This is a genomic window from Bifidobacterium catenulatum PV20-2 (assembly GCF_000800455.1).
In the GTDB taxonomy this organism is placed as follows: Bacteria; Actinomycetota; Actinomycetes; order Actinomycetales; family Bifidobacteriaceae; genus Bifidobacterium; species Bifidobacterium kashiwanohense_A.
The window spans coordinates 1,513,827-1,540,066 of record NZ_CP007456.1 but is presented as its reverse complement, the minus strand read 5'-3'; the positions used below and the strand labels follow the sequence as shown (position 1 = coordinate 1,540,066).

The window sequence follows — 26,240 nt, the reverse complement described above, 5'->3', positions numbered from 1 at the left end:
ATAACTTTAATCAAGCGGATGCCCATCCGCTGGGAGGACCGTGAAGAATGCTCTACTGGTTTTTCGTTAAAGGCCTAGGACCGATCGCCATCCACCGTTTGGGACCGACCGCAAAAGGGCTTGAAAACATTCCTCGCGAAGGCGGTGCCATTATTGCGGCCAACCATCTTGCCGTCATCGACGATGCACTGTTGCCGCTGACCAGCCCACGCATGATTCACTTCATGGGCAAAGCCGAATATTTCGAAGGTAAAGGCATCAAAGGCAAGTTCAAGAAATGGTGGTTTACATCCGTTGGCGTGTTCCCCGTGGACCGTTCCGGTGGTTCCAAGTCGTTGGGTGCGCTGAACCATGCCCGTGAAATCATTGAGGACGGCCACCTGTTCGGCATCCACATCGAAGGCACCCGCAGTCCTGACGGACGTCTCTATAAAGGCCACACCGGTGCGGCGCGTCTGGCATTCGAAACCGGATGTCCGATTGTTCCGGCCGCTATCATCGGCTCCCGAGAATTGCAGAAGCCAGGGCAGGTCATTCCCGACAAAGGCAAGACCACGGTGATTTACGGCAAGCCGATCGAGGTTGAAAAAAAACCGTTGGACCAGATTACGCATGACGACCTGCGTTCGCTTACCGACCGTGTGACCATGGAGATTCAGAAGATGAGTGGTCAGGAATATGTGAACGAATACGCGCAAAAAGTTAAGGAACAGCTTAAGGCGGCCAAGGAAGCGGAAGAGCAGCCGAAGCAGGACTGAATTTTGTCGTAGTCACGCAGTTGTAAAGATGATTTGAAAACGGAGACGGGACGCCATCAGTGAGCCCATCCGGGAAATCGGACGGGCTCACTCTGTTGTGGGGAAACGCGTTGCCGGATCCGGTGCCTCCCACGTTTTAGAACAGTGAGGAATACATTTTCAATGTGATGGTGGTCGGGGTTCCATTTTCGTCTCGGATACGTACTTCGGTGCCACCTACCGGATCCTGCGAAGCGACCTTCTTATCTTGGCTGGCGTCCAATGTGAGCTGCGAACTCACTTTGACCGTGAATCCAAGCTTCTCCAACGCAGCTTTGGCGTCAGAGGCTTTCTGGCCCACATAATTCGGTAAGGTTATGGTTTCCGGTCCCTTGGAGACCACTACGTCAACGCTATCTCCCCAATGCAGCGTATTGCCGCTGCTGACGGAAGTGGAAATCACCTGACCCTGCGGAATCTTATCGTCGAAGGATTCCGTCCAATTGGCGGTGAGTTTGAGGTCATCCATCGTCTGCTGCGCCTCATCTTTCGTCTTGCCGACGATATTAGGCATGGTTATGGGCTTTGGTCCCTGCGACACGGTGACGGTGATCGTCGTATTATGCGGCAATGTGGCACCGGGATCCACGCTTAACGACAGCAACGCCCCCTGCGGCACCTTCATGGAATACGTGTCATCGGAAGCAGTGGTCTGCTCGACATTATCGAATCCGGCCTTCTTCAACGCATTGATCGGATCCTTGCCGGATGCGCTGGTCGCGTCGAGAATGTCGGCGGGAACCGTCGCCTGTCTGACTCCCTTGGAGACCACGACCTTGACCTTCTGGCCGCGACGCTTGCTGCCACGATCGCCGACATTCGCCGGATCGGTGGAGATGATATCGCCTTCCGCTATGGAATCGCTATACTCTTCCGACACTTCGTATTCGATATCGGAAACCTTCAGCAGACTCTCATAGTCGCTCCATTTCACACCGGTGATGGGGCAGGCTACGGAATCGCTGCACGACATGCCATCCGGCTGAGGCATGGTCCAATAACTGCCAGGCCCCTGGTAACGCCACCATGCCCAGCCGCCTGCGCCACACGTCAAAAGAAGCGCAGCCACACCTGCGACGATAAGCGGCGTACGATGTTTTTTCGAAGATTTGTCCTTTCCCGCATTGCCGTAATCGCCGTTCTGCATGGCAGGGGATTGCGGCCTCGTACTGCTGTCTGCGGTATTGACGCCTCCATCCGGCGGCAGCGAGAAGCGCGTTGTCGCCTCGGGATCAACGTTCTGTTGTTGCACCGGCATGACGGTCGTCATGTTCGGTTTGACTCTGTCCAGCTTGCGTGTACGATCGTCGAATTGTTGCGTCGGTGGGGCCGGGGGAGTGGGCGGAGCCGGATTACCCTCATCCATCGGGGCAGCGGCATCTTCCGCTTGTGCGGTATTGCGCGATACGTTGACGTTTGCCGTGGGAAGCCGATACTGCCAATCGCTGATCGCGAGCATGGATTGCAGTCGCTGCAACTCGGCCAATGCGGCGGAAGCGTCTGCGGGTCGTGCTTCGACCGCGCGAGCCGTGAGGTGAGCGATGAATGCAGCCACATTGGCATTGATGCCCTCACAGACGGTAACGATGCTTGGCACATCCTCGTGAACATGCTTAAATACCAATGTCACCGGATTGTTCGAAGTGAACGGCACCTTGCCTGCGAGCATTTCCCAAGCCATGATGCCTACGGAGTACAAGTCGCCTTGAGGCGTGGCCTGGTTCCTCTCAATCATTTCCGGCGCCAGATATGCGGCCGTTCCAAGTAGGATGCCAGTGGAGGAAAGCGTTGCCTGTGAAACCGTTTTGGCCAAACCGAAATCGGTGATCTGCACGTGGCCGCGGTCGTTGAGCAGAATGTTCTCCGGCTTGATGTCGCGATGTACCACGCCCGCACGGTGTGCGGAAGCAAGGCCATCCAACGTTTCGCCGATGATACGCAACGTTTCACGAACGCTGAACGTGCCTTGCTGGTTCATTTCATAGCGCAGATTCACGCCGTGAACATACTCCATGACGAGGTAGTCAAGACCGTCGAATTCGCCGGTGTCATACACTTGCACGATATGCGGGTTGGCAATGGCGGCCGCGGAGCGTGCCTCGCGGTGGAAACGCTCCACGAATTGGTCACGGTGCGGCCCCTGAGCCAGCTGCGTATGCATGATTTTGATGGCGACAGTGCGCCCCAAGCGCTCGTCTACCGCCTGGTACACTGTGGCCATGCCGCCATCGGCGATTCTGCTGACGACCCGATACCGGCCTTCGATGACCTGACCTTCGGGGGCATGTGGAGCTTCACTCATGGTTGATTGCTGCGGTTCCTTCTTCAAAACGCTTCACGCTGAACGTGTTCTCATTTGTAGTCTACAAGCAGAGGTTTGCGGATTATGCAACGAACGAGCGTCCTGTCCGGACTGACTAGAAGCTACGCGGATCTCGTCACGCATTTGCACGTACATTAGGTACGAAACGTGCGCAGGCCTCGACGAGCGTTGATTTGCGATACTCAGAAAGATCAAGCGCATTGATAGCCGATTTCGATGCATGCCACAGATCTGCGATTCTGTTGCGGGATTGCGCGATGGCTCCCGTCTGTCCGAACAGTTCAATGGCGCGTTGCACTTGAGTCTCGGAACGCGAATCGGCTTCCCACATGTCGATAAGCTCACGCCGCTGCCCATCATCCGCAGCGTTGATGGCATCGGCGAGAAGCACGGTACGCTTGCCTTCGCGAATATCTCCGCCAACAGGTTTCCCGGTATTCCTGCTTGAGCCGACAACGTCCAAAAGGTCATCCGCAAGCTGGAACGCCAAACCGAGCGGCAAACCGACCGTCAATGCGCGTCTTCGAGCATCATCCTTGCTTAAACCAGCGGCAAGCATGCCGAATTCCAAAGGGGCGATGGTGGTGTAGCTGGCGGTCTTCCAACGGAATACATTCAACGAAGCTTCCACCAGCTCGTCCGGATCGTTTAACGGGTTGAGTTCCACCGCCAAATCAAGTATCTGGCCAACTTCGACTTCGCGATGCATATTGAGCAACGCCGCAACCACATCGGAACCATAAGTAAGCTTGGATGCGGCCTTATCCGCGATATCCACGCTCGCCGTGGCCAACATGTCGCCGAGCATGATTCCCAAACCATGACCGATAGTCTCACTATGCGTATCGGTGGAAAACGCACGATGCGCGGATGGCTTGCCGCGACGCAGATCGGAATCATCGATGATGTCATCATGCACCAGTGCGCCGGTCTGAAAAACCTCCACGGCACACGCCAAATCAAGTAGCGTATCGAAATCGCGTTCCAGCACATCCTCCGAAGCGAACGCGCGGAACGAATCCAGTGTCAGCAAGGCGCGAAGCCGCTTGCCGCCCTCACTTGAAGTGACTGCCTGCGTGGCGACCATGTCTGCGATGGGCCTGCAGGAAGAGACAACCGAATCGTCCACATGAAGGAACGCAAAATCCTTCACTAACGAAACAATGCGCGATTCAATCTGTTCCAAATCGGAAGAGCTAGTCATACCAACAGTTATCCACAGGCATTCGACAAGACCAAATCTCAGTGATTGCAATAGTTGCGGTACCGAAACCATTTTGCGAAAAGCCGAAAGACCCATCCTCCGACCACAAGCCCCAAAAAACAGCGCATCGTCTCAGCGCATCGGACATAGTGCCATACAAGCGGCGCACAGAGAAGCCGATCAACCATGCTAAGGAGGGCAGAACAATGACAATCAACAGGACCGTACGCATCACCGGAACGGAAATGAAAGAAACCATCAACCAATTCGAACAAGATCGCCGATCGAATGGCACGCGCAAAGCGGTGCGTTCCCTCATATCAGAGGCGTTGCTCATATGGATGGACGCGCTCGAACAGGCGTCGGCAGAGAACGACGAGCCATGCCGAGTAAGCGTGACACGTACCGAATGCAGCCTCGATAGGGACACGGTCATACGAATTACAGTGGGCATGGGCGAAATGCTGTCCATACGCGATGTGTTCCTCATCTCCGCCATAGTCGATGAGCAACGCGCCAGTCGGGAGTTCCTTATGGATTTCGCCGAACGACCCCAGCAGCCAAGCAACGCGCAACGTTTGGAACAGCTGCTCAGCGATGCATTCCGCGACCCATCAGCCAGACCCGATATGAGACGTTGCGACCAAGCGATCAACATGCTGTTCGACATCATCGATATGATTCCCAAATCATATCGGGCACAGCCGTTCGCCATAATCAGCTACATCATGTGGTGGATGGGTCAGGAAGGCGCCATGGCGGCCGCCATCAGCGCGCTCGCGATAGATGATCAATGTTCGCTGGCAGCGATCGTATGTTCAGCGGTCGAACGGCATATCGGGCCTGCCTGGACATCGGAAACCTAAAGCAACACGCCGTAAAGCGGCGTGACTTGTGCGTGCAGGCCTCATTATGCGGGAATAATCGTCCTTGCAAGATGGTTTACTCACATAGTTGACGATTTGCCCTTGCCAGAAGTGGGTCCTTGTGGTATACGCTTCTGGCAGGATCAATAGGAGGATAAGTTTGGCCACCAAGGAAACGACGGCAAGCATGGAACAGGCTGATCTGACCGAAAAGACCACCTCCACGAAGAAAGCTGCCACGCGTAAGGCCTCCACCAAGAAAAGCGCAGCGAAGAAAACCCCTGCCACGAAGACCCCTCGCAAGACCACCGCCAAGAAGAGCGCCCCTGCCAAGAAGGAAGAGGAGCAGATTGAGAATGACGCCCTTGACGATGAGGACGCTCAGGTGGATGACCCCGATCTCGATGATTTCGATGACGATCTCGATGACGTCGATTCGGATGATGATGACGATCTCGATGATGACGAGGAATCCGAGCCGGAGGATGACGACGACGAGGACGAGGAAGAACGCAAGAAGCCGGAAGAGCCCAAGGAAAAGGGCGCTTTCGTGGTGCGAGACGATGACGATGATGAGAATCTGACTCCGTCCGGCAACCCGAAGCGTCGTGTGATCGCAGCAGGAGCGACCGCCGATCCTGTCAAGGATTACCTGAAGCAGATCGGTCGAGTGAGCTTGCTGAACGCGGAGCAGGAAGTCGACCTGTCCGAGCGTATTGAGGCTGGTCTATATGCCCAACACCTGCTGGACACCGAATCCGACCAGATGGACTTCAAGCGCAAGCGCGAGCTTAAGTGGGCCGCAAACGATGGCAGACGTGCCAAGGACCACCTGTTGGAGGCTAACCTGCGACTCGTGGTGTCGCTGGCCAAGCGCTACACCGGACGCGGCATGCTGTTCTTGGATTTGATTCAGGAAGGCAACCTTGGTTTGATTCGCGCTGTTGAGAAGTTTGATTGGAAGAAGGGCTTCAAGTTCTCCACCTACGCCACGTGGTGGATTCGTCAGGCCATTACCCGAGCTATGGCCGATCAGGCGCGCACTATTCGCGTGCCTGTGCACATGGTCGAAGTGATCAACAAGCTATCTCGTGTGCAGCGCCAGATGCTTCAGGATCTTGGCCGTGAACCTACGCCGGATGAGCTTGCGCGCGAGCTTGACATGCCGGTCGAGAAGGTGCAGGAAGTGCAGAAGTACGGTCGTGAGCCCATTTCCCTGCATACCCCTCTGGGCGAGGACGGCGATTCCGAGTTCGGTGATCTGATCGAAGACACCGACGCCATCGCACCGTCCGATGCGGTTGCTTTCTCGCTGTTGCAGGAACAGTTCAGGCAGGTGCTTGAGACGCTGTCTCCGCGCGAGGCCGGTGTGATCAAGATGCGCTATGGCTTGGAAGATGGTCAGCCGAAAACGCTCGATGACATTGGCCGCGTGTATGGCGTAACCCGTGAACGTATTCGCCAGATTGAGTCGAAGACTATGTCGAAGCTGCGTCACCCGTCTCGTTCGCAGACGTTGCGTGACTTCCTTGATCAGTGATCAGACGATACATGTGTGAATGAAGTCGAGAAATCCGGCGGAAATGTCGAATTTCTCGGCTTCTTACGTCTACAAGACGTTTTTATGTTTTGAAAAACCGAAGCGAATAAGCAAGTCGGAATGAGGAAAATGGCGAAAGACAAGGACAATTACGGTGCAGGCAGTCTTACTGTGCTCGAGGGTCTTGACGCGGTGCGCAAGCGCCCAGGCATGTATATCGGTACCACCGATAGCCAAGGCTTGATGCACTGTTTATGGGAGATCATCGATAATTCCGTCGATGAGGCCCTTGCGGGTGTCTGCAACCATATCGTCGTAACACTGCATTCCGACGGTTCCGTGGAAGTCGCAGACAATGGACGAGGTATTCCTGTCGACATTGAGCCGAAGACCAAACTTACCGGCGTGGAAGTGGTGTTGACCAAGCTGCACGCTGGCGCGAAGTTCGGCAGCTCTTCGTACGGCGCCTCTGGTGGACTGCATGGTGTGGGCTCGTCCGTGGTGAACGCGTTGAGCTCTAGGCTTGATGTGGAAGTGGATCGTGATGGCAAAACCCATCACATGTCGTTCCACCAGGGTCATCCGGGTGTGTATACCGACGTCGATCCGGCGCATCCGTCGCCGGACGCGCCGTTCAAGCGTACGCGCAAGAACCGCCCGACCGAACTTGAGATCATTGGCAAGGTCAGTCCGAAGACCACCGGTACCCGCATCCGTTACTGGGCTGATCCGGAGATCTTCAACGATACCGCAGAATTCAGCTATGAGCAGCTGGTCGACCGTGTCAGGCAAACCAGCTTCCTGGTGCCGGGATTGAAAATCACCGTTATCGACGAGAATATTCCGGAAACCGGCGATGAATCCATCGATGAAATACTGGAAATCGACGATATTACGAATACTGCGGATGACGAATCTCAGGATTTCGAAGGAACGCAGGAAGTTGCGCAATCTCAGGAACCGGTAGCGGATAACGATGCGCAAACGCAGAAAAGCGACGAAAGCGGCGAAAGTGACGATGCTGAAAATGCCGTCGCAGGTCAGACGGTGGAAACCGATGCCGTGGCACAACCTCAGGGATCGAAGTATACGCATGCCCGCATCGAGGAATTCTGCCATACCGGCGGCGTGAAGGATTTCGTGGACTACCTGTCCAAGGGTGAAGCCGTTTCCGACATTTGGCGCGTTACCGGCGAAGACACGTACGTTGAAGAAACCCAGGCCGTTGGCGACGGCGGCGAGTTGCATGCGCAGAAGGTTACAAGAAAGTGCGCCGTCGACATCGCCATGCGGTGGACCAACGGTTACGACACCACCATGCGCAGTTTCGTCAATGTGGTGGAGACCCCCGGCGGCGGCACGCATGTGGACGGCTACTTGTTAGGAATGACCAAGCAGATTCGTAAGGCCATTGAAGACAACGCGCGCAAGCTCAAGGTGAATCTCAAAGATTCCAACATGAAGGTCGAACGTGATGATATCCTGGCTGGTCTTGTGGCCGTCATCACCGTGCGTATCGCCGAACCGCAGTTCCAAGGCCAGACCAAGGATGTGCTTGGTACCGCGCAGGTCAAGCCGATCGTCAGCAAAATGACCGACAAGCAGTTCGGTGAGATGATCACCGGATCCAAGCGCGGCTACAAGGAACAGTCCGGTCGCGTGCTTGAGAAGATCGTCGGCGAAATGCATGCCCGCATTCAGGCGCGTAAGACTAAAGAGGTGACCCGTCGCAAGAACGCGCTCGAATCGGCGTCCATGCCTCCGAAGCTGTCTGACTGCCAGCCGGGTAATGACGATGTAGCCGAACTGTTCATCGTGGAGGGTGATTCCGCGCTTGGTACCGCCAAGGCCGCGCGTAATTCCGGCTTCCAAGCGTTGTTGCCGATTCGCGGCAAAATCCTTAACGTGCAGAAGGCGTCGCTGTCACAGATGTTGTCGAACAAGGAATGCGCGGCGATTATTCAGGTGGTCGGTGCTGGCTCCGGTGCAAGCTTCGACATTGAGCAGGCAAGATACAACAAGGTCATTATGATGACCGATGCAGATGTTGACGGTGCGCATATCCGCATTCTGCTGCTCACCTTGTTCTACCGTTACATGCGGCCGCTCATCGAGTATGGCCATGTGTATGCGGCTGTGCCTCCGTTGCACCGCATCGCCTTGACCGGAGCTCGCAAGGGGGAGTACATCTATACGTATTCCGATGATGAGCTTGCCGGAAAATTGACGGAGCTTGACAAGAAGCACATCAGCTACAACGAAGATATCCAGCGTTACAAGGGTCTTGGTGAGATGGACGCCGATCAGTTGGCTGACACCACCATGGATCCACGCACGCGCATGCTGCGCCGTATTCGTATGGAAGATGCCGAACAGGCCAGTCAGATCTTCAGCCTGTTGATGGGCGACGATGTGCCTCCTCGAAAGGCATTCATTGTTGAAAACGCCGATGACTTCGACCGTTCCAAGATCGATACCTGATTGGTGCTTTTCGATGGTTCGCCTTTCGTTGCGTCAAAGACGTTGCGGAGGGCGTTTTCTTAGCGAAGACGGTATATGGTTTCGCGAGATAGGGATTGAAGATTCTGCGGTAAATAGTGCAATTGAGCAGTTACCGATCGGTAGATAGATATGTTTACAATGGTGGCTGATGTTGTCTTCTGCAGCTATCAGTTAAGAGGGAGTGGGGCGTGGTCAATCTTTTGCTTGCCGTAATCTATGTGGCGTTCGTCAGTCTTGGTTTGCCGGATGCTGTGTTGGGTGCCGCATGGCCGACGATGAGTGTCGATTTGGGTGCACCCATCTCTTGGGCTGGCGGCATTTCCATGACGATTTCTGCTGGAACCATTGTCTCTGCGCTGCTTTCCGACCGTATGACCTTGCGTTTTGGGGCGGGCAAAGTCACCGCGGTTTCCGTGGCATTGACGGCGTTGGCGTTGTTTGGCTTTTCGGTGGCTCCGAACTATTGGGTGCTGATTCTGCTTGCCATCCCGTACGGCTTGGGAGCGGGTGGAGTTGACGCGGCCCTCAACAATTATGTGGCCATTCACTATGAGAGCCGTCATATGAGCTGGCTGCACGCCATGTGGGGCATCGGCGCATTGACTGGCCCATACGTCATGGGATTCGCCTTGGGTGCGGGTCAAGGCTGGCCGTGGGGCTACCGTTACATCTCCATACTGCAGGTTGCGCTCACCGCCATTCTTATTTTCAGCTTGCCATTGTGGAAGAAGCGCTCCGAGGCAAAGATGGGCGAGGTTTCCGGCGAATCCAACGGAACAGCCAAGGATGGAACTCGCAAACCGCTTGGTGTACGAGGCGTGCTTGCCATTCGCGGTGCCAAAGAAATCTTGGTGATGTTCTTCTGCTACTGTGCGTTGGAATCCACGGCCATGCTGTGGGGTAGTAGCTACATGGCGCTCGGCAAAGGCGTCGACAAGACCACAGCCGCCATGTGGGCCAGCCTGTTTTGCATCGGCATCACCGTGGGCCGCTTGGCAAGTGGCTTTCTGACCATGAAGTGCAACGATCCGACTATGATTCGCCTAGGCCAGGCGTTCGTGCTGACCGGTATCGTTAGCATGTTGTTACCGTTGCCATACAATATCGGCACTATTGTGGGGCTGATGATTATCGGTCTTGGCTGCGCTCCGATTTACCCGTGCGTCATTCATTCCACGCCGGCATATTTTGGCGAAGACAAATCGCAGGCGATCGTCGGCATGCAGATGGCATGCGCATACGTCGGCTCGATGTGCATGCCGCCGGTATTCGGCTTGATCGCACAGCATATCAGCGTGCTGTGGTTCCCTCTGTACATGTTTGTTTTTCTGGTGCTTATGGTGATCATGCACGAGAGCCTGCGTAAAAAGTGCGGTGGTCAGACCATCGGCTGGTAGGGCGTTGCCTCCACTGCGTCTGCGATGCCATGAGCAGCATTGTAGATTTCGCATATACGGTTAGGGTTACTGAAACCGAGTGCAACATACCATACGATAAGCAGTACGGCCACGGTCGCGGCCAATGGCAGTCGTTGTGTTTTCAAACGAATAAGACATAACAGGATTACAGCGGCAAGCAAGGCGATGAATGATGCCGAAAGGTAGCGTAGCCAAGTCAAACCGTATGCGTTGATGTACAGCCCTAATCGAAGTGCCGCTGAAGTCAGAATAATGGCTGTTAACGCCAGCAATGCGACCAATGTGATGTTGAGCATGCGTGTGCGTGGCGCGAGAGTGATCACCAAGCCGAACAGGGTCACATTAATGGTCGTGACTGCCAACAGTTGAAAGAATCCGCTGCGTGCGTATTCGCTATAGGTCAATCCATCTGGCAGTGCGATTGAACCGTCGGTGAGCAATCCTGCGAACAGGAACCGGACTTGTACGGCACAGAACAGCGCGTACACCATCAGGGTCACGGCCAGTACCACGAACGCTGTTATTGAACTGAGGGAGAAACGTTGCTCCGGTGGTGTGGAAGCGGGCTCGGTGTCGAGACTGATGAGCAAAGAGAACAGCAATGGCCACGGCAATACGATGAACATGATGTGAAGAATGAGTGCCATCGGATTGAAATCACGGAAAACGTTCAACATCTCATATTGCACTATTTGATCGGCGCCGACAAGCAACGGTATGATCGTCAAAAGCAATGGAATGGAAATCAGCAGCGCGATGCCGATTTCGCGCACTTTTGAACGTTGTCTCGACGCGACTGCGAATCTTGCGAATATGACGGAAAACGGTTCCGCAAAATCGCGAATGTGAATAAACGGCTGCTGCAACCAGCCGGTAAACCAATTCCAGACAACTTGAAGTGGACGACGAACATCGTAACGCCCGTTGACCAGCTGACAGTGCAGCATAAGCAACGCCGGTTGAACGAATTGCGTGGTGAGCGCGTATTCGTCGTTTCTCGAATAGCACCAGGTCGACTGAGCGAGTATATTCCACACGCCAATGGCGACGATGCCTCCTAAAACAAGCCAAACAAGAACTTGTTTTCGTGCGGTTTTCCAGTGCAGCGCGGTTACGGTAAGCGTGCAGATGATCCAGAAAACCGGCAGTTCATATCCGATAAGCCATGTCGGAGGCATGCTGCAGATCAGACGGTCGAATGTGAAAGTGATGAGTAATGCAGCGCCAATGGTGATGGCCGTGCGTTTGTCGAGGGGATGTTGCGCTATTTCTTCCCGCGTGATTTTAGGTTTTGCCAAAGGCTGTTCCTCCTGATGTGCGGATGGTTCTTGTGTTGGTTGGTTTTCTTGTGCGCCTGGAGTTTCTTGAGTTTCTCGCATTTCTCGTAATGGTGATGATTGTTGGGCTTGTTGGGCTTGTGATGGGGAAGCGCTGGCTGGTTCCGTCATAACAAATTCCTTCCTTGAGTGTGTTGGCTGTCATCGTACATATCGAAAAACGATAGAAAAATATCGACTAACATACTTTCACAAGATTTGCATATCGAATATCGATAGAATATTATCGATATTCAGGTTTATTGGATTGAAGGAGACGAATATCATGTCGAATTCCGCGGCGAAACGTTCCATGGTGATTGACGTATTGCGTGTGCTGATTGTGATAATTGCAATATGCTGCCTCGGACTGCAGGTCAGTGCGATTGCGGCATCCGCTGTCGTTGCTTCCAGATATGCCGGCGCTGACTCGATGCATTGGCTGTATGCGGTTGCCGCAGTGCTGATTGTCTCCTGCTTCGAGTTCGCGTTGATACCGCTGTGGAGATTGCTGAGCTTAGTTGAAAAACGTGATGTCTTTTCCGGCAAAGCCATGCGTTGGGTGAATCACATTCTCATATATGCGGGGATTGAAGGCATACTGGTGCTCGCTGTGATGATTGGCCAAATCTGGTTGTCACCTTCGCGCTTTCTGATGGCCGCGATAGGGGTCGACGAGCAAATGTTTCCATACGTCGTGCTGGCGGTTGGTGCGGCAACGCTTCTGCTGATCGCGGCGTTCGAACTGTTGATGGTGGTGATGCGCTCGCTGTTGATGCAGGCTATCGAACAGCGTGACGAACTGGCGGTGGTGATTTGATATGGCCATTCGTGTAAATCTTGACGTGATGCTCGCCAAAAGAAAAATGAGCGTCAGTGAACTGGCGGAGGCTATAGGCATAACGCCGGTCAATGTTTCGGTGTTGAAGAACGGACGGGCCAAGGCGATACGGTTTTCCACGCTTGATGCCATATGCGAGACATTGCATTGTCAACCGGGAGAAGTGCTCGAATGGGTTGACGGCGAAGACGAGTGACGTCTTACGGTGATGCGATAATCGAACGTATGTGCGAATGTTTGAACTTGTTTTCGGAACCGACCAAAGCATGGTTCAAACATGCGTTCAACCGGCCCACCGAAGCCCAGCAGCAGGCGTGGCCGGCCATCCATTCTGGCGAGAACGTGCTCGTTGTGGCGCCTACTGGGTCGGGTAAAACCCTCTGTGCGTTCCTTTCGGCTCTTGACCGGCTTATGACGGGCGGAGCGCGTTCCGCAGGAGTGGACGTTCATGGCGAAACCGTGGCAACCGAGAGCCATGCGGAACGAAGAACTGTGAAGAAAGGTTCCCGCAAGAAGACGAAGCGTAACGTCAAAGTACTGTATATTTCGCCGTTGAAGGCGCTTGGCGTCGATGTGACGAAGAATCTTGAACTGCCGTTGCGGGGAATTTCTCAGCAGTGCGAGGCGATGGGACTGCCCGTCCCCGATGTTGAAGTGGCTATGCGCAGCGGCGATTCGACACCTGAACAACGTCGAAAAATCGTCAGTCATCCGCCGGATATTCTCGTCACCACGCCGGAATCATTATTCCTGCTGCTTACCTCCAAAGCGAACAGCATATTGGCGGATGTGGAGACGGTGATCGTCGATGAGGTGCATGCGGTCGCAGGTACGAAGCGAGGCGCGCATCTCGCGTTAAGTCTTGAACGCCTTGACGATATGATCGGACATCCAGTGCAGCGCATAGGGTTATCGGCAACCGTTAATCCCGTTGAGGAAGTAGCGCGGTTCCTTGGAGGTTCGCAACCGGTGACGGTGGTGAACCCCGGCGCTGTTCCGGCTATGGATTTGAGGGTCGTGGAACCATTGCGTAATATGCTTGATACCAGCGCTACAGGTGGTTCGGTATGGCCGGCTCTTGAACGGTCCATTCTCGATGAGGTGTTGCGTCACCGAACCACATTGGTGTTCGTCAATTCGCGTGGATTGGCAGAGAAGCTTACTGCACGGCTCAACGACATGTATGCGGAGTCGAAACAGGGCGCGGAGGCGACCGATTTGAGTGAGCACCGTGACTTGGGCTCGCCGGAAGGCCGCGAGCAATTTGCAGGGCATTACGATTCGGTGGTGGGGTCCACCACCATGCTGGTTGAATCGCATGACGATGTTGATGTGATTGCCATGGCGCATCACGGGTCCGTGTCAAAAGATCGGCGCAAACGGATCGAAGAGCAGTTGAAACGCGGCCAGTTGCGTTGTGTGGTGGCCACCTCCAGCTTGGAACTCGGCATCGATATGGGTTCTGTGGATCTAGTGATTCAGGTGGCCGCCCCATTGTCGATCGCATCGGGATTGCAGCGAGTGGGCCGTGCCGACCACAATGTCGGGGGAGTCTCTCATGCGTTGTTCTTCCCCATAACCCGACAGCAGATTATTGGCGTAACAACCAGCCTGGAATGTATGCGGGAAGGGGCTATAGAACCATTACGTATACCCCGTAATCCTCTGGATGTGCTCGCACAGCAGACCGTTGCGGCCGCGGCCATGGAAGATCTTTCTACGAATGATTGGTACGACCTCGTGCGTCGTTCCGCGCCTTTCCGAGATCTCGATCGGTCCATGTTCGATGCGGTTATCGGCATGATGACAGGAGCGTACAACAGTGAGGACTTTTCCGCATTCCGCCCGCCGCTGCAATATAACGAAGAAGCGGGGCTGATTTCCGCACGTCCAGGAGCGCAACGTTTGGCAGTGACCAGCGGCGGCACCATACCTGACCGTGGCATGTACACGGTGGTACTTCCAGAAGAAGGCTCCGGCGCGGGCCCTCGACGGGTAGGTGAGCTGGATGAGGAAATGGTATACGAATCCCGTGTGGGAGACATCATCACCTTGGGGACTTCGACTTGGCAGATCCAAGAGATCACACGAGACAGGGTAGTGGTGGTTCCCGCACCAGGCCGTACCGCACGCCTGCCATTCTGGCATGGGGACCAGGACGGTCGCGATTATGGTTTCGGATTGGCACAAGGGCGTTTGACACGCGAACTCAGCCAAAGATTGCACAGACACGAACCAGCGGAGAATGGTGATCAGAATACGGTCCAAACTGTATCGGAAGTGCGGTTCGACTGTGAGGCCACACAACGTTTGAAGCGGGATGGTCTTGACCGCAATGCCATAAGCAATCTTGCCAAACTGCTTGACGAACAACGCAAGGCGACAGGTGTGATTCCTTCGGACCGTGATCTCGTGGTGGAACGTTGTCAGAATGAAGGTGGGGATTGGCGCATTATCATCCACTCGCCATACGGTAGGCGCGTGCATGAGCCTTGGGCGTTGGCTATTACCGCTCGAATCAAACAGCGGTTTGGCTTCGATGGTCAAGTGTATGCGGCCGACGACGGCATTGTTCTACGATTGCCGGACGGTTATGGCGATTTGCCGATGCATGAGCTGCTGCTGTTCGACGTGGACGAATTACAACGCATCGTTGAGACACAGGTTGGCGAGAGCGTGCTCTACATGGCCCGATTCCGCGAATGCGCAGCCAGATCACTTTTTCTGCCGCGTACTCGTCCAGGCAAGCGTGTGCCGTTATGGCAGCAGAGATTGAAGGCCGCGCAGCTATTGAATGCGGCCCGTACCCGTAAGAATTTTCCTCTACTGCTGGAAACCGCTCGCGAATGCCTGCAGGATGTGTACGATCTTCCCGCATTGCACACGATTATGAACGGGTTGAATACTGGGACGATACTGTTGTCGGAAGCGGTTACCGAAGCACCGTCTCCGTTTGCGGAGAATATGCTGTTTGGTTTCGTTGGATCGGTGATGTACCAGTATGACGTGCCGCAGGCCGAACGAAGCACGCAATTGCTGTCCATGGATCCGGAAGTACTGGAACGGCTCTTAGGGAGTACGGATATGGCATCGTTGTTGGATGCCGAAGTCGTTACGCAGGTGGAAGATGAGCTTGCCGAACGAACGTTCTGGAATGATCTCGCCGAAGAAGATATCAACGGGCGCGTAACGAGATACGCCAAAACGCATGGCCCATTCACCTCCGACAAGATGATTGCCGAACTTGATGTTGACGCGGCTCAAGCGGTGCATGCGCTTGATGAGCTGGATGCTCGAGGTGAACTCATCAAAGGAAGATTCACTGATTTAGGTGAGACTCCCCAAAAGGGCGCTATTCAGCAATGGCTTCACAAAGATGTTTTCCGGCGCATTCGATCGTTGTCTCTCGCCAAGGCTCGAAAAGCCGTCAAACCGGTCGATCCGAGCGTCTATCAGGCTTTTCTGCTTGATCGTCAAGGAGTCGGTCCTGTTGGAGGTGAACGCTACGAAGGTGTCGATGGTTTGATGCGTGTCATCGAACAGTTGGAAGGCGTGTTCCTGAACGCTTCGGTATGGGAATCCATGGTATTCCCGACGCGTGTGCGTGACTATCAGCCCAGCATGCTCGACGAGCTCATTTCATCATCGGATGTGGTGTGGGTCGGCTCGAAAGCGAGCGGATCCAACGCCAAAGAAGCTGGTGATATCGCCTTCTACCCAGCGGGTTCTTTGCTGTTCAACCCATCTGAATCAACATTGGAAGAACTGAAAAATAATGAAACATTGACCATGCCGGAAGCCGTGCTAGCAGCATTGAGCGGTGGCGGAGCGTTCCCTATTCAACAGCTTTCAGCCGCAGCCAAAACCATCTGGCAGCAGCATGCCGAAGTGCAGGTGAACTCTGAAACAGGCGAAATCATCTTCCCCGCATGGGGCGAGCAACAGTTCGAGGAAGCCCTATGGTCACTGGTATGGCAAGGAAAAGTGACGAACAGCTCGTTCACGCCAGTACGAACGCTCCTACACGGAGGCAAAACTGTTCGCACACCTCGTCGTGCCGCACGTAGGCGCGTCACCATGCGCCCTCCAACACCATTGAGCTTGAGTGGATTATGGTCCGCTGTAGCTTGTGGTGATGGGCGAACCGTTATATCAAATAAAACGCTAGACGGTGTCATTGAGCCTGCCATGTCTAAAAATGGAGATACCGGCATTGATGATGCGGCGCATGCATCAAGTGTGGAGGAGCGTAAGTTGGCGCTCATCGACTCGCTGCTGGATCGATATGGGGTGATTGCCGCCCCTTTGGTTGATAAGGAACGGATTGCCGGAGGATTTTCATCACTCTATCCAGTACTCAAACGAATGGAAGAACATGGCACACTGGTCCGAGGCATGTTCGTGAAAGGTTTCGGCGCAGCACAATTCGCAGAGCGAGAAACCATCGACGCGCTTCGTAGCGATACGCAATGGCATAGTCAGTCCTGCGTGGCGCTCGATGTGACTGATCCCGCCAATCTTATTGGCTCCGCAATCGCCTGGTCAGAACAGGATTACCTCAAACCGGCACGTAGATCTGGCTCCATCATCGTACTCAGGCAAGGCGAACCCGTGTTGTTTGCCGTGCCAAAGAGTCATAAAATCGTCAGTTTCGCAATTGACGAGACAATATTGAAACCAGTTTGCGTCGAATTTGCCTACGCATTACAACGACAACCCAGTGGCAGCGTCAGCTTCAGTGAAATGAACGGTATGTCATTAAAGGAACGGAATGCGAATCGGCAGATTCTTCATGCGGCCGGCTTCGTTGACAGCCCGCAAGGCATGAAGCTCTACTGCTAGCTTGGTGTTACATCGCCTGAGCCAAAGCGAACGAAACGGACGCGCTGACAGAACCGTGCCGACAACAATGCCCGCATCTTGCAAGCACAAGCGAAACCAAAGCGATTCCCGCCATCGCAAGATACGGGCATTGTCAACGAAAACAATTTAGCCGACGATGGCGATTGGTGCGGAAAGCTCCGTGCCAGAACCATCTCGACGCATATCCGGCTTCGGCAATTCCACGCCGGCGCCGCCCTGTGTGGAAGCGTGTACTGGGTATGTGCCCACAAATGCGAGAATCAACGTATCCTGTCCCTTGAGGAAGCGCTGCGAACGAACACCACCGGTACCGCGGCCTTTCGTCGGATACATCTCCAATGGGGTTACCTTCGCGGAACCATTCTCCGTACCCGGCAACGCTTCGGAATCACCTGCAACCGTCAACACCACAGCTCCAGACGCGGAGAACAGGCCATTCTCGCCTTCTTCATAATTCCATGCCACCTTGCTGGCGGGAACCACCGCGAACGCGGCCACTGAGCAGCCTTCAGCCAGGCGAATGCCTGCCATGCCTCCGGCGGTGCGTCCCTGCGGACGTACGTTCTTCGCCTCGAACGTCAGCAGAGAGGAGTCGGTGGATACAAACACCAGCCGATCCTCGTCACGCGCTTCAGCGGCAGCCAGAACTTCATCATCATCCTTCAAATCGATGACACTCCATGAATCCATGGTGGTGGGCGATTCGCGATTCCAACGCTTGACTACACCATTGCGCGTACCCAACGCAAGAGGAGTGGGCTCTACGGTATTATCACCGGAATCGTCGGCGGATGGCATGGCGATCGCAGCGATCACACGTTCACCACGAATTGGATCGGTGTTTTCCGTCATACCGATCAACTCTTCGGCGCGGACGCCGCCAGTCACGTGGAGCGGCCCATCCACGGACATAACCGGCAATTCCACGACATGCGCCACAATCAGACGGCCGGCAGATGTGACCAAACCATATGAGGAACGCGTGGTCGTGCGGAAGATCGAAATAATCTGATCATCCTTTGCACGCTGGTCGGCAGAAGAGCGATTCTCCCAACGCTCCAACGCGTCTTCGGAGGTGCGTGCGATCAGACCAGTGGCCGACAACATCACAGCGCACGGTTCGTCGTCGATCTGCAAAGCCATGGCTTCGGCATTGTCTTCGCCGGCTTTCTTCGCGGCCTTTGCAGCGGCGGCGACATCGGCGGCGGCGGACGACACCGTGGCTGCGGCGCGTGCCGCAGCCACAGCGGAGGCGGATACGCCATCATCGCCATGCGCCACAACAGGCACAAGCCTGCCGTCAGCGTCTTCATCCAACAGCACAGTGCGACGTGGCGTGCCATACGTGGCAACAGCTTCGTCCATTTCGGCAATCACCACGCCGTCAAGCGCCTCAGAGGAGGCAAGAATGCGATCTAACTCCTCAATACGTTGCTTCAAATCGTCGCGTTCCGCTTCAAGCTCGATGCGGCTCATTTTCGTCAGGCGACGCAAACGCAAATCGAGAATGTACTGTGCCTGAATCTCATCCAGATCAAACACCTTGATGAGCTTCGTCTTTGCTGCTTCGGCATCGTCAGACGAGCGAATCACCTGAATCACTTCGTCAATGTCGACCATCGCAAGCAGAAGGCCTTCAACCAGGTGCAGACGTTCCAGCGCCTTCTTTTTGCGGAATTCGCTACGACGGCGAATCACCGCACGGCGATGATCCACCCATACCTGAAGCATTTCCTTCAAGCCCATGGTGTGTGGGCGACCGTTGACCAATGCTACGTTATTAATGGTGAAATTGTCTTGCAGCGGTGTGTGCTTGAACAGTTGCGCCAGTACGGCGTTCGGGTCGAAGCCGGTTTTGATTTCAATGACAAGGCGAGTGCCGTTATGGCGGTCCGTCAGGTCTATCGCGCCGGAAATACCCTCCAGCTTGCGATTCTTCACACCCTCGGAAATACGTTCCAACACACGTTCCGGACCGACCATGAAAGGCAGTTCCGTTACGACAATTGCCTTCTTACGAGCGGTTACGTTTTCAATATGTGTTACCGAACGCGTGGTCAACGCGCCACGACCGGTCTCGTAGGCCTCGCGAATGCCCTTACGTCCCACAATCACGCCACCGCTCGGCCAATCAGGGCCGGGAACATAGCGCATAAGCTCTTCCAACGTGGCATCAGGATGATGCATCAAGTGTTTGGCTGCGGCAACCACTTCGCCCAGATTGTGCGTCGCCATATTTGTGGCCATACCGACGGCGATGCCGGAACCGCCATTGACGAGCAGATTCGGGATCGCGGCAGGCAAAACGGTTGGCTCCTGCAGCTTGTTGTCGTAGTTCGGTGTGAAATCCACTGTATCTTCGGCGATATTCGCGTTCATGCCAAGTGCAGCCTGGGCCATGCGAGCCTCGGTGTAACGCGATGCTGCCGGACCATCATCAAGGGATCCGAAATTACCGTGGCCGTCGACCAGAGGCAGACGCATGGCAAACGGTTGCGCAAGACGAACCATCGCCTCATAAATCGCGGAATCGCCATGCGGGTGAAGCTTACCCATCACCTCGCCGACCACACGGGCCGACTTCATGTACGGACGATCCGGATTGAGGTTCATTTGACCCATCTGGTAGATGATGCGGCGCTGCACCGGCTTCAGACCGTCTCTGGCGTCGGGCAACGCGCGGGCATAGATCACCGAATACGCGTATTCGAGGAAGGACTTGCTCATCTCCTCGTTCAACGGTGTTTCGACGATGTTCTCTTTGACCGTACGCGGGTCAAAGGCTGGTTTTGCCGGTTTGCGGTGCGACACCATGCGGTGAATCTCCTCACGGAAAAGTAATGGTAATCAACCTAGCAATGTTACCAGCCGGTACCACCGCGGTGCTTGAATAGGAGTCATGAGTGTTGAAGTGCCAAGCGACGAAGAGCTGCTTACCATGACTGAACCGGCATGCTACGGAGATGACATGCCATCTGAAGGGACCCGTGGGGGAGCGTTGCACCTGTCGTCGGTACTTCCTGCGGTTTCCAACGCCATTGGCTGCCCCATGCCAACGGACATTCATTCTGACCCGAAAGGTCTGCAGGAAGCGCTTGGGCTGCCGGACTCGGCGTCCGCGGTCGTGGTGCTCGTGGACGGTCTCGGCTACTGGAACCTCAACATGAGACTGGGGCATGCGCCCTACTTGCGGTCCCTCATGAACGATTCCGCCAATCAACGTCCCATCGCCACATGCATGCCGAGCACTACCGTCGCGGCCATGTCTACATTCGGTACGGGAACATGCCCCGGTATGACGGGTATGACCGGCTATACGCAGCTCAATCCGAAAACCGGTGAAATATGCCAGCTGATTTCCTTCAAAAATGCGGTTCCTCCGCTTGAGTTGCAGCAGCAGCCGACCATGTTTGAACAGCTAAGCGCGCAAGGCGTTCGTGTGACCAGTTCTGGATTGCCGAAATTCGCATTTTCCGCGTTGACGCAGGCTGCCTTGCGTGGCAGTGACTACATTTCCAACGATGATTCGCGCAAGCGTGTCGCAGTCGCGGCTCAGGCGGCGAAAAATCCCGGACTGACATACCTGTATCTGCGTGATACCGATAAGGTTGGGCATAATTACGGTTGGGATTCCGACAAATGGATTGGCACGTACGAGCGTGTTGACGCTCAGCTCGGCCTTCTTCGCCGCAGCGTGTCCAAAGGCACATTGATTGTGATTGTGGCGGATCACGGTATGATCACCACTGATCCCGAATCCGTGATTGACATTGCACAGGATCAGCGGCTCATGCAGGGCGTCGCTCATGTCGGCGGTGAACCGCGTTGCGTCATGCTCTATGCGGAACAGGGCGAGGCCCCGGAAGACATCGCCACACGGTGGCGTGACGTGTTGGAAGACCGGGCACAAGTGCGTACGCGATCGCAGGCGATTGCGGAGGGTGTGTACGGGCCTGTGGTCTCGCACGTCGAACCGATGATTGGTGATGTGATCGTTTCGGCCACGAAGGCCGTCACCATCGTGGATTCCCGCACTCAGGCGGAAAAGGCGATGCATCTGCCGAGCGTGCATGGCTCGCTCACCATGCTCGAGTCTGATATCCCCTGTCTGATCGACGTGGCCTAGCATGCAGGGTTTGGCTCAGTCGCCGAATAGAATCTCATCCCAACTTGGTACGGCGGAACGTCCGGCGCGCCGCTTCGATTTGGTGGTGTTTTGGCTGTGCGGATCGGGTGTTTGACTCGTGTTTGCGGTGTTCGAAGCGGTATCCGATGCGGACGCGATGGTGTTCTGAGCAGCGCCTGTTGCATTGGCGTCGGTTTTCGTCATGGCGTCTTCCGATAGGTTTGACAGAGAGACGTCGGCGGCCATACTCGGCGTGTCGAATTCGTTAGAGACGCCGATTGGCGCGATTGGAACAGAAGGCGCCGCTGAGGGGCGCGCCACCGGCATGGACGGTTCAGGCGTGTTCCATGCCGATACGGTCTGTTCGATTCGCGCCGATCGGGCGGAATTTCCTGGAAGATTCAGCGAAGCGAGGAAATTCTCATCGGCGTGTTTCTCGGCGTGTCCTTCCTTCGGCGTGTCTTGCTCCCCGATGAGCTTGCGTGCAGCGGAATTCAAACAACTTACGGCGTTGTCATGCATGTTCCACGACCATTCCGCGCAGATGGTATGGCCAGAGGAAACGAACTGAGCGCTGATCTTCCAAGGTTCCAAGCCAAGTCTGGTGGCCTTCCAAGTCACGTCTTCCAAACGCACCCGCGCCGCCGCGAATGTGCGTTCAATCAGTTCGGAAAGCGTACGTACGCGGCTTTCTTTCGGTGCAGGAACGGCGAGGAACTGCTCAATCGCATATTGTTTCTCCGTTTCGACCGAAGCCGAGAAACGCCGAACGAGCGCTTCGCTCAACGAATATCTTTCCGCAACACGCGCGGGATCGGCGCCGGCGCGAATCAACGACTGAATCTGCGAAATCGGCAGAGTAATCGGAGTGTGCGTCTGCTGTTTCTCCTGCACTTCAGAACGGATCTGCTTAGCTTCTAAAACGGCTCTTTCAAGCGCTTCATCGACCTTTACAGAGAACTTCCCGGCACCTGAAACAAAGACGAGTTCACCGGCATCACTGACATGATCGAACCGCGCTTCCTCGAGTGAATTCTCAGGCACAACACACCACTTTCCTTTAAGAATTACTGTTTATTCTATTGTGCCCCACGTGTCGGATTTTACGAGTATTTCGAATCGTGTATCCTATGCGGGGTAAAAGTCATGTATCCTATGGCGCATAAGCACCATAGATGACGAAAGGAATCTCGATGGCACAGGATTATGATTCCCCGCGCAACAAGGACGAGGACGAGGAGTCGCTCCAGGCTTTGGGCAAGAGCTCCCAGAACACTTCCAACGACATGGACGATGACGAGAATGCCATCGCCGAGGATTACGAGCTGCCGGGCGCGGATCTCAGCAACGAGGACGCTTCGGTGACCGTCATTCCTATGCAGGGAGACGAGTTCATCTGTTCCGAATGCTTCCTGGTGAAGCATCGCAGCCAGCTCGCCTACACCACTGACGATGGTCAGCCGGTATGTCAGGAGTGCGCTGCCTGATGGCGTTCGACGAAACATACAACGAGCCGGAAAACGTCGAGGTCCTAGTAAAGTCGCTGAATCCCGACCAGCCGGCGGAACTGTACTATGCCCATGCCGGGGATGCGGGCGCCGATTTGCGTACCACCGAGGAAGTCACGTTGAAGCCGTTCCAGAGGGCACTGGTGCCTACGGGAGTGGCGATCGCGCTTCCAGCGGGTTATGTGGCCTTGGTGCACCCACGGTCTGGTCTTGCCGTCAAACAGGGCGTTACCGTGTTGAATGCGCCTGGAACCATTGACGCGGGCTACCGTGGCGAAATCAAAGTGCCGCTGATCAATCTTGATCCGGAACGCACCGTGACGTTCCACCCGGGAGACCGCATCGCGCAGCTGGTCATCCAGCGTTATGTCGAGGCGAAGTTCATCGAAGCGGAGACGCTGCCCGGATCTGACCGTGCTGAGCGTGGCTTCGGATCCACCGGTGTGGCCTCCTGAACTGAGTATGCGAAGGCATAGGCGCCAAGAATCGGCAAACGTTGGCGGCATAATGTTTTTCGGGGGTATCTGGCCGTGCAACACGCGGTCGGATACCCCGAACATACCGTGATGCGCGGGTAGTATAGGGAGCATTGCGAGCGAGGAGGTGGACGATGGGAGACATTGAACGTGAGGTTCATTCTGCCCGAATGTTGGGCTGTGAGATCAGCACGAATCCGCTTGATCCGCTTGAGCCGATTCTGAAGATGTGCGAATACCATCATCCCGATGAGGATATGAGCATTCTTGAACGTGCTTATGAGCGTGCGGTCAAGCAGCATTCTTCACAACGGCGCAAATCGGGTGAGCCGTACATCATCCATCCTCTGGCTGTGGCGCAGATTCTCGCGGATCTTGGCATGGGGCCGTTGGTTGTGGCCGCCGGCTTGCTGCACGATACTGTTGAAGACACCGACTACACGCTTGACGAGTGTCGTGCCGAATTCGGCGATACCGTGACCGGTCTGGTTGATGGTGTCACCAAGCTCTCCAAAATGGAATATGGTGATTCCGCGCAAGCCGAAACCATTCGCAAGATGGTGGTCGCGATGAGTCGCGACGTGCGCGTGCTGGTCGTCAAACTTGCCGATCGCGTGCATAATGCGCGTACGTGGCGTTACGTCAAAACACCGAGCGCACAGAAGAAAGCGCACGAAACGCTCGACGTGTACGCGCCGCTTGCCAATCGTCTTGGCATGAACGCCATCAAAACCGAATTGGAAGAGCTTAGCTTCAAGGTGCTCTATCCGAAAATCTATAACGAAATCGTGGTGCTTGTCGCACGTCGTGCGGGCCAGCGAGACGTGTATTTGAAGCAGATTCTTGCTGAGATCAACGAAGACCTTGACGAGCAGAACATTTCGGCGTACGTGACGGGGCGTCCGAAGGATTATTTCTCGATTTATCAGAAGATGATCGTACGCGGACATGATTTTGCGAATATCTACGATTTGGTGGGTGTACGCATTATCGTCGACACGATTCAGGATTGTTATGCTGCGTTGGGTGCGGTGCATGCGCGTTGGAACCCTGTTCCAGGTCGTTTCAAGGATTACATTGCCATGCCGAAGCTTAACATGTATCAGAGCCTGCACACCACGGTGGTTGGTCCTGGCGGCAAGCCTGTCGAGATTCAGATTCGTACGTGGGACATGCACCGTCGTGCTGAGTTCGGCATCGCCGCGCATTGGAAGTATAAGGAGAATGGTCAGGCCGGTCGCGCATTGAGCTCGCCTGATAAGTCCGATCGTAAGCGTGGCGAGAATCAGGAGTTGAGCGAGGCTGATAATCTCAAGTGGATTCAGCAACTTGCCGACTGGACGAGTGAGACTCCGGATTCCAACGAGTTCTTAGGCTCCCTGAAGGAAGATCTGGGTGCTGCCGAAGTCTACGTGTTCACTCCGAAAGGCAAGATCGTATCGTTGCCTGCCGAGGCAACGCCGATTGATTTCGCCTATGCGGTGCATACCGAAGTCGGTCACCGTACCATGGGTGCTCGTGTGAACGGCCGTTTGGTGCCGCTCGACACCAAGCTTGAAAACGGCGATACCGTTGAAGTGCTTACGTCGAAGTCCGAATCTGCTGGTCCGTCTCGTGACTGGCTGAGCTTCACGAAGAGCCCGAAAGCCCGTAACAAGATTCGCCAATGGTTCAGCAAGGAACGCCGCACCGAAGCCATTGAAGAAGGTCGCGATGAGCTGACGCGAGCCATGCGCAAGCGCAACCTTCCGATCGCAACATTGTTGACTCCTGAAGCGTTGGTCGGCATTGCTGACGAGTTGAATCTCGCCAATGCCGAGGCTGTGTTCGTGGCAATCGGTGATGGTCAGATTTCCACGCAGAACGTCATTTCGCACTTGGTTCGCGATGCGGGCAGCGACGAAGTGAACGAAGAAGTGGAACAGGAGGCGTTGCCGCTCAAGCAGGTGGAACGCACCAAGAAGACCACTAGTTCGCTGGGCATTTCCGTCAAAGGCGTGGGAGACATTTGGGTCAAGCTTGCCCGATGCTGCATGCCGGTGCCGGGAGACCAGATTATTGGCTTCATCACCCGCAATCAGGGCGTGTCCGTGCATCGTGTGGACTGCCAGAACATGCTGGACTTGCAAAAACGCCAGCCGGAACGTGTGGTTGACGTGCAGTGGACCAGCACCAAGGGCGTGTTCATGGTCAAGATTCAGGTGGAGGCGCTCGATCGTCCGCACTTGTTGAGTGATGTGACTCGCGTGCTTTCCGACCATGGTGTGAACATCATCTCCGGTTCCATTTCCACGGGAACCGATCGTGTGGCCACCAGCCAATTCAGCTTCGAAATGGCCGACCCCCAGCATTTGAATACTTTGCTTGCCGCAGTGCGCAAGATCGAAGGCGTGTTCGATGTATATCGAATCACCGGTGCCAAGGACTCCGCCGAACCTCGCTTACGCAAAATCTGACACG

General features: G+C 55.1%; 17 protein-coding genes. 12 read left to right on the top strand and 5 right to left on the bottom strand.

Going from position 1 to position 26,240, the window contains the following annotated elements; translation table 11 throughout:
- The first annotated feature begins 47 nt into the window (after nt 1–47).
- Nucleotides 48–758: a lysophospholipid acyltransferase family protein gene (locus AH68_RS06810; RefSeq protein ID WP_039198808.1), complete on the top strand. Its 711-nt coding sequence runs from the start codon at nt 48–50 to the stop codon at nt 756–758.
- 136 nt (nt 759–894) lie between these two features.
- Here the strand turns inward: AH68_RS06810 and AH68_RS06805 are convergent, their stop codons facing one another.
- Entirely contained in the window at nt 895–3,099 is a 2,205-nt protein-coding gene (locus AH68_RS06805) for a Stk1 family PASTA domain-containing Ser/Thr kinase (protein ID WP_039198805.1), read from the bottom strand.
- Nucleotides 3,100–3,235: 136 nt separating this feature from the next.
- Nucleotides 3,236–4,324, bottom strand: a complete 1,089-nt coding sequence (locus AH68_RS06800) for a polyprenyl synthetase family protein (RefSeq protein ID WP_039198803.1) — start codon at nt 4,322–4,324, stop codon at nt 3,236–3,238.
- Nucleotides 4,325–4,530: 206 nt separating this feature from the next.
- On the opposite strand from AH68_RS06800, the gene AH68_RS06795 reads away from it, so the two are divergent.
- From AH68_RS06795 to AH68_RS06780, 4 genes are all read left to right on the top strand, one after another.
- Nucleotides 4,531–5,190, top strand: a complete 660-nt coding sequence (locus AH68_RS06795; protein ID WP_039198800.1) for a DUF4192 family protein — start codon at nt 4,531–4,533, stop codon at nt 5,188–5,190.
- Nucleotides 5,191–5,377: 187 nt separating this feature from the next.
- Nucleotides 5,378–6,730 (top strand): RNA polymerase sigma factor, encoded by a 1,353-nt coding sequence (locus AH68_RS06790; protein ID WP_395947792.1) that lies wholly within the window; start codon nt 5,378–5,380, stop codon nt 6,728–6,730.
- A 120-nt stretch (nt 6,731–6,850) separates the two neighbouring features.
- Complete coding sequence (locus AH68_RS06785; RefSeq protein ID WP_039198796.1) at nt 6,851–9,211, top strand: DNA gyrase/topoisomerase IV subunit B; 2,361 nt, start codon at nt 6,851–6,853, stop codon at nt 9,209–9,211.
- A 209-nt stretch (nt 9,212–9,420) separates the two neighbouring features.
- A complete protein-coding gene (locus AH68_RS06780) occupies nt 9,421–10,629 on the top strand; it encodes an MFS transporter (RefSeq protein ID WP_039198793.1) in 1,209 nt (402 codons plus the stop codon).
- On the opposite strand, the gene AH68_RS06775 is transcribed toward AH68_RS06780, so the two are convergent.
- Nucleotides 10,611–12,098, bottom strand: coding sequence for a DUF4153 domain-containing protein (locus AH68_RS06775; protein WP_236682378.1), 1,488 nt, complete (start codon nt 12,096–12,098; stop codon nt 10,611–10,613). The two genes, AH68_RS06780 and AH68_RS06775, sit on opposite strands and share 19 nt — an antisense overlap.
- 181 nt (nt 12,099–12,279) lie before the next feature.
- Between AH68_RS06775 and AH68_RS06770 the strand changes: the two genes are divergently transcribed.
- Genes AH68_RS06770 through AH68_RS06760 form a run of 3 tightly spaced genes read left to right on the top strand, consistent with a single transcriptional unit; the run spans nt 12,280 to nt 17,649 of the window.
- Nucleotides 12,280–12,786, top strand: coding sequence for a DUF2975 domain-containing protein (locus AH68_RS06770; RefSeq protein ID WP_173405853.1), 507 nt, complete (start codon nt 12,280–12,282; stop codon nt 12,784–12,786).
- A 1-nt stretch (nt 12,787) separates the two neighbouring features.
- Nucleotides 12,788–13,003 (top strand): helix-turn-helix domain-containing protein, encoded by a 216-nt coding sequence (locus tag AH68_RS06765; RefSeq protein ID WP_033500556.1) that lies wholly within the window; start codon nt 12,788–12,790, stop codon nt 13,001–13,003.
- Between the two features lie 29 nt (nt 13,004–13,032).
- Nucleotides 13,033–17,649, top strand: coding sequence for a DEAD/DEAH box helicase (locus AH68_RS06760; protein WP_039198785.1), 4,617 nt, complete (start codon nt 13,033–13,035; stop codon nt 17,647–17,649).
- Nucleotides 17,650–17,796: 147 nt separating this feature from the next.
- Here the strand turns inward: AH68_RS06760 and AH68_RS06755 are convergent, their stop codons facing one another.
- On the bottom strand, nt 17,797–20,484 hold the full coding sequence (locus AH68_RS06755) for a DNA gyrase/topoisomerase IV subunit A (RefSeq protein ID WP_039198783.1): 2,688 nt from the start codon (nt 20,482–20,484) through the stop codon (nt 17,797–17,799).
- 85 nt (nt 20,485–20,569) lie between these two features.
- Here AH68_RS06755 and AH68_RS06750 point away from each other — a divergent pair, with 85 nt between their 5' ends.
- Nucleotides 20,570–21,796, top strand: coding sequence for an alkaline phosphatase family protein (locus AH68_RS06750; protein ID WP_039198781.1), 1,227 nt, complete (start codon nt 20,570–20,572; stop codon nt 21,794–21,796).
- Nucleotides 21,797–21,811: 15 nt separating this feature from the next.
- Here AH68_RS06750 and sepH read toward each other — a convergent pair whose 3' ends face one another.
- Nucleotides 21,812–22,840, bottom strand: coding sequence for a septation protein SepH (gene sepH / locus AH68_RS06745; protein ID WP_039198777.1), 1,029 nt, complete (start codon nt 22,838–22,840; stop codon nt 21,812–21,814).
- A gap of 149 nt (nt 22,841–22,989) precedes the next feature.
- Here sepH and AH68_RS06740 point away from each other — a divergent pair, with 149 nt between their 5' ends.
- The 3 genes from AH68_RS06740 (at nt 22,990) to AH68_RS06730 (ending at nt 26,236) form a co-directional block, all read left to right on the top strand.
- Entirely contained in the window at nt 22,990–23,283 is a 294-nt protein-coding gene (locus AH68_RS06740; RefSeq protein ID WP_022245122.1) for a DUF4193 domain-containing protein, read from the top strand.
- Nucleotides 23,283–23,759: a dUTP diphosphatase gene (dut, locus tag AH68_RS06735; RefSeq protein WP_039198775.1), complete on the top strand. Its 477-nt coding sequence runs from the start codon at nt 23,283–23,285 to the stop codon at nt 23,757–23,759. Before AH68_RS06740 ends, dut begins: the two co-directional genes overlap by 1 nt.
- A gap of 155 nt (nt 23,760–23,914) precedes the next feature.
- Complete coding sequence (locus tag AH68_RS06730; RefSeq protein ID WP_039198773.1) at nt 23,915–26,236, top strand: RelA/SpoT family protein; 2,322 nt, start codon at nt 23,915–23,917, stop codon at nt 26,234–26,236.
- Nucleotides 26,237–26,240 lie beyond the last annotated feature (4 nt).

Excerpts from the sequence above, each read along its gene's own strand:
- AH68_RS06765 (WP_033500556.1), top strand. The coding sequence starts at position 12,788 with ATGGCCATTCGTGTAAATCTTGACGTGATGCTCGCCAAAAGAAAAATG.
- AH68_RS06790 (WP_395947792.1), top strand. The coding sequence starts at position 5,378 with ATGGAACAGGCTGATCTGACCGAAAAGACCACCTCCACGAAGAAAGCT.
- AH68_RS06760 (WP_039198785.1), top strand. The coding sequence starts at position 13,033 with ATGTGCGAATGTTTGAACTTGTTTTCGGAACCGACCAAAGCATGGTTC.
- AH68_RS06770 (WP_173405853.1), top strand. The coding sequence starts at position 12,280 with ATGGTGATTGACGTATTGCGTGTGCTGATTGTGATAATTGCAATATGC.
- AH68_RS06805 (WP_039198805.1), bottom strand. The coding sequence starts at position 3,099 with ATGAGTGAAGCTCCACATGCCCCCGAAGGTCAGGTCATCGAAGGCCGG.
- AH68_RS06795 (WP_039198800.1), top strand. The coding sequence starts at position 4,531 with ATGACAATCAACAGGACCGTACGCATCACCGGAACGGAAATGAAAGAA.
- AH68_RS06775 (WP_236682378.1), bottom strand. The coding sequence starts at position 12,098 with ATGACGGAACCAGCCAGCGCTTCCCCATCACAAGCCCAACAAGCCCAA.
- AH68_RS06810 (WP_039198808.1), top strand. The coding sequence starts at position 48 with ATGCTCTACTGGTTTTTCGTTAAAGGCCTAGGACCGATCGCCATCCAC.
- AH68_RS06730 (WP_039198773.1), top strand. The coding sequence starts at position 23,915 with ATGGGAGACATTGAACGTGAGGTTCATTCTGCCCGAATGTTGGGCTGT.
- AH68_RS06785 (WP_039198796.1), top strand. The coding sequence starts at position 6,851 with ATGAGGAAAATGGCGAAAGACAAGGACAATTACGGTGCAGGCAGTCTT.
- AH68_RS06750 (WP_039198781.1), top strand. The coding sequence starts at position 20,570 with ATGAGTGTTGAAGTGCCAAGCGACGAAGAGCTGCTTACCATGACTGAA.
- AH68_RS06800 (WP_039198803.1), bottom strand. The coding sequence starts at position 4,324 with ATGACTAGCTCTTCCGATTTGGAACAGATTGAATCGCGCATTGTTTCG.
- dut (WP_039198775.1), top strand. The coding sequence starts at position 23,283 with ATGGCGTTCGACGAAACATACAACGAGCCGGAAAACGTCGAGGTCCTA.
- AH68_RS06740 (WP_022245122.1), top strand. The coding sequence starts at position 22,990 with ATGGCACAGGATTATGATTCCCCGCGCAACAAGGACGAGGACGAGGAG.
- AH68_RS06755 (WP_039198783.1), bottom strand. The coding sequence starts at position 20,484 with ATGGTGTCGCACCGCAAACCGGCAAAACCAGCCTTTGACCCGCGTACG.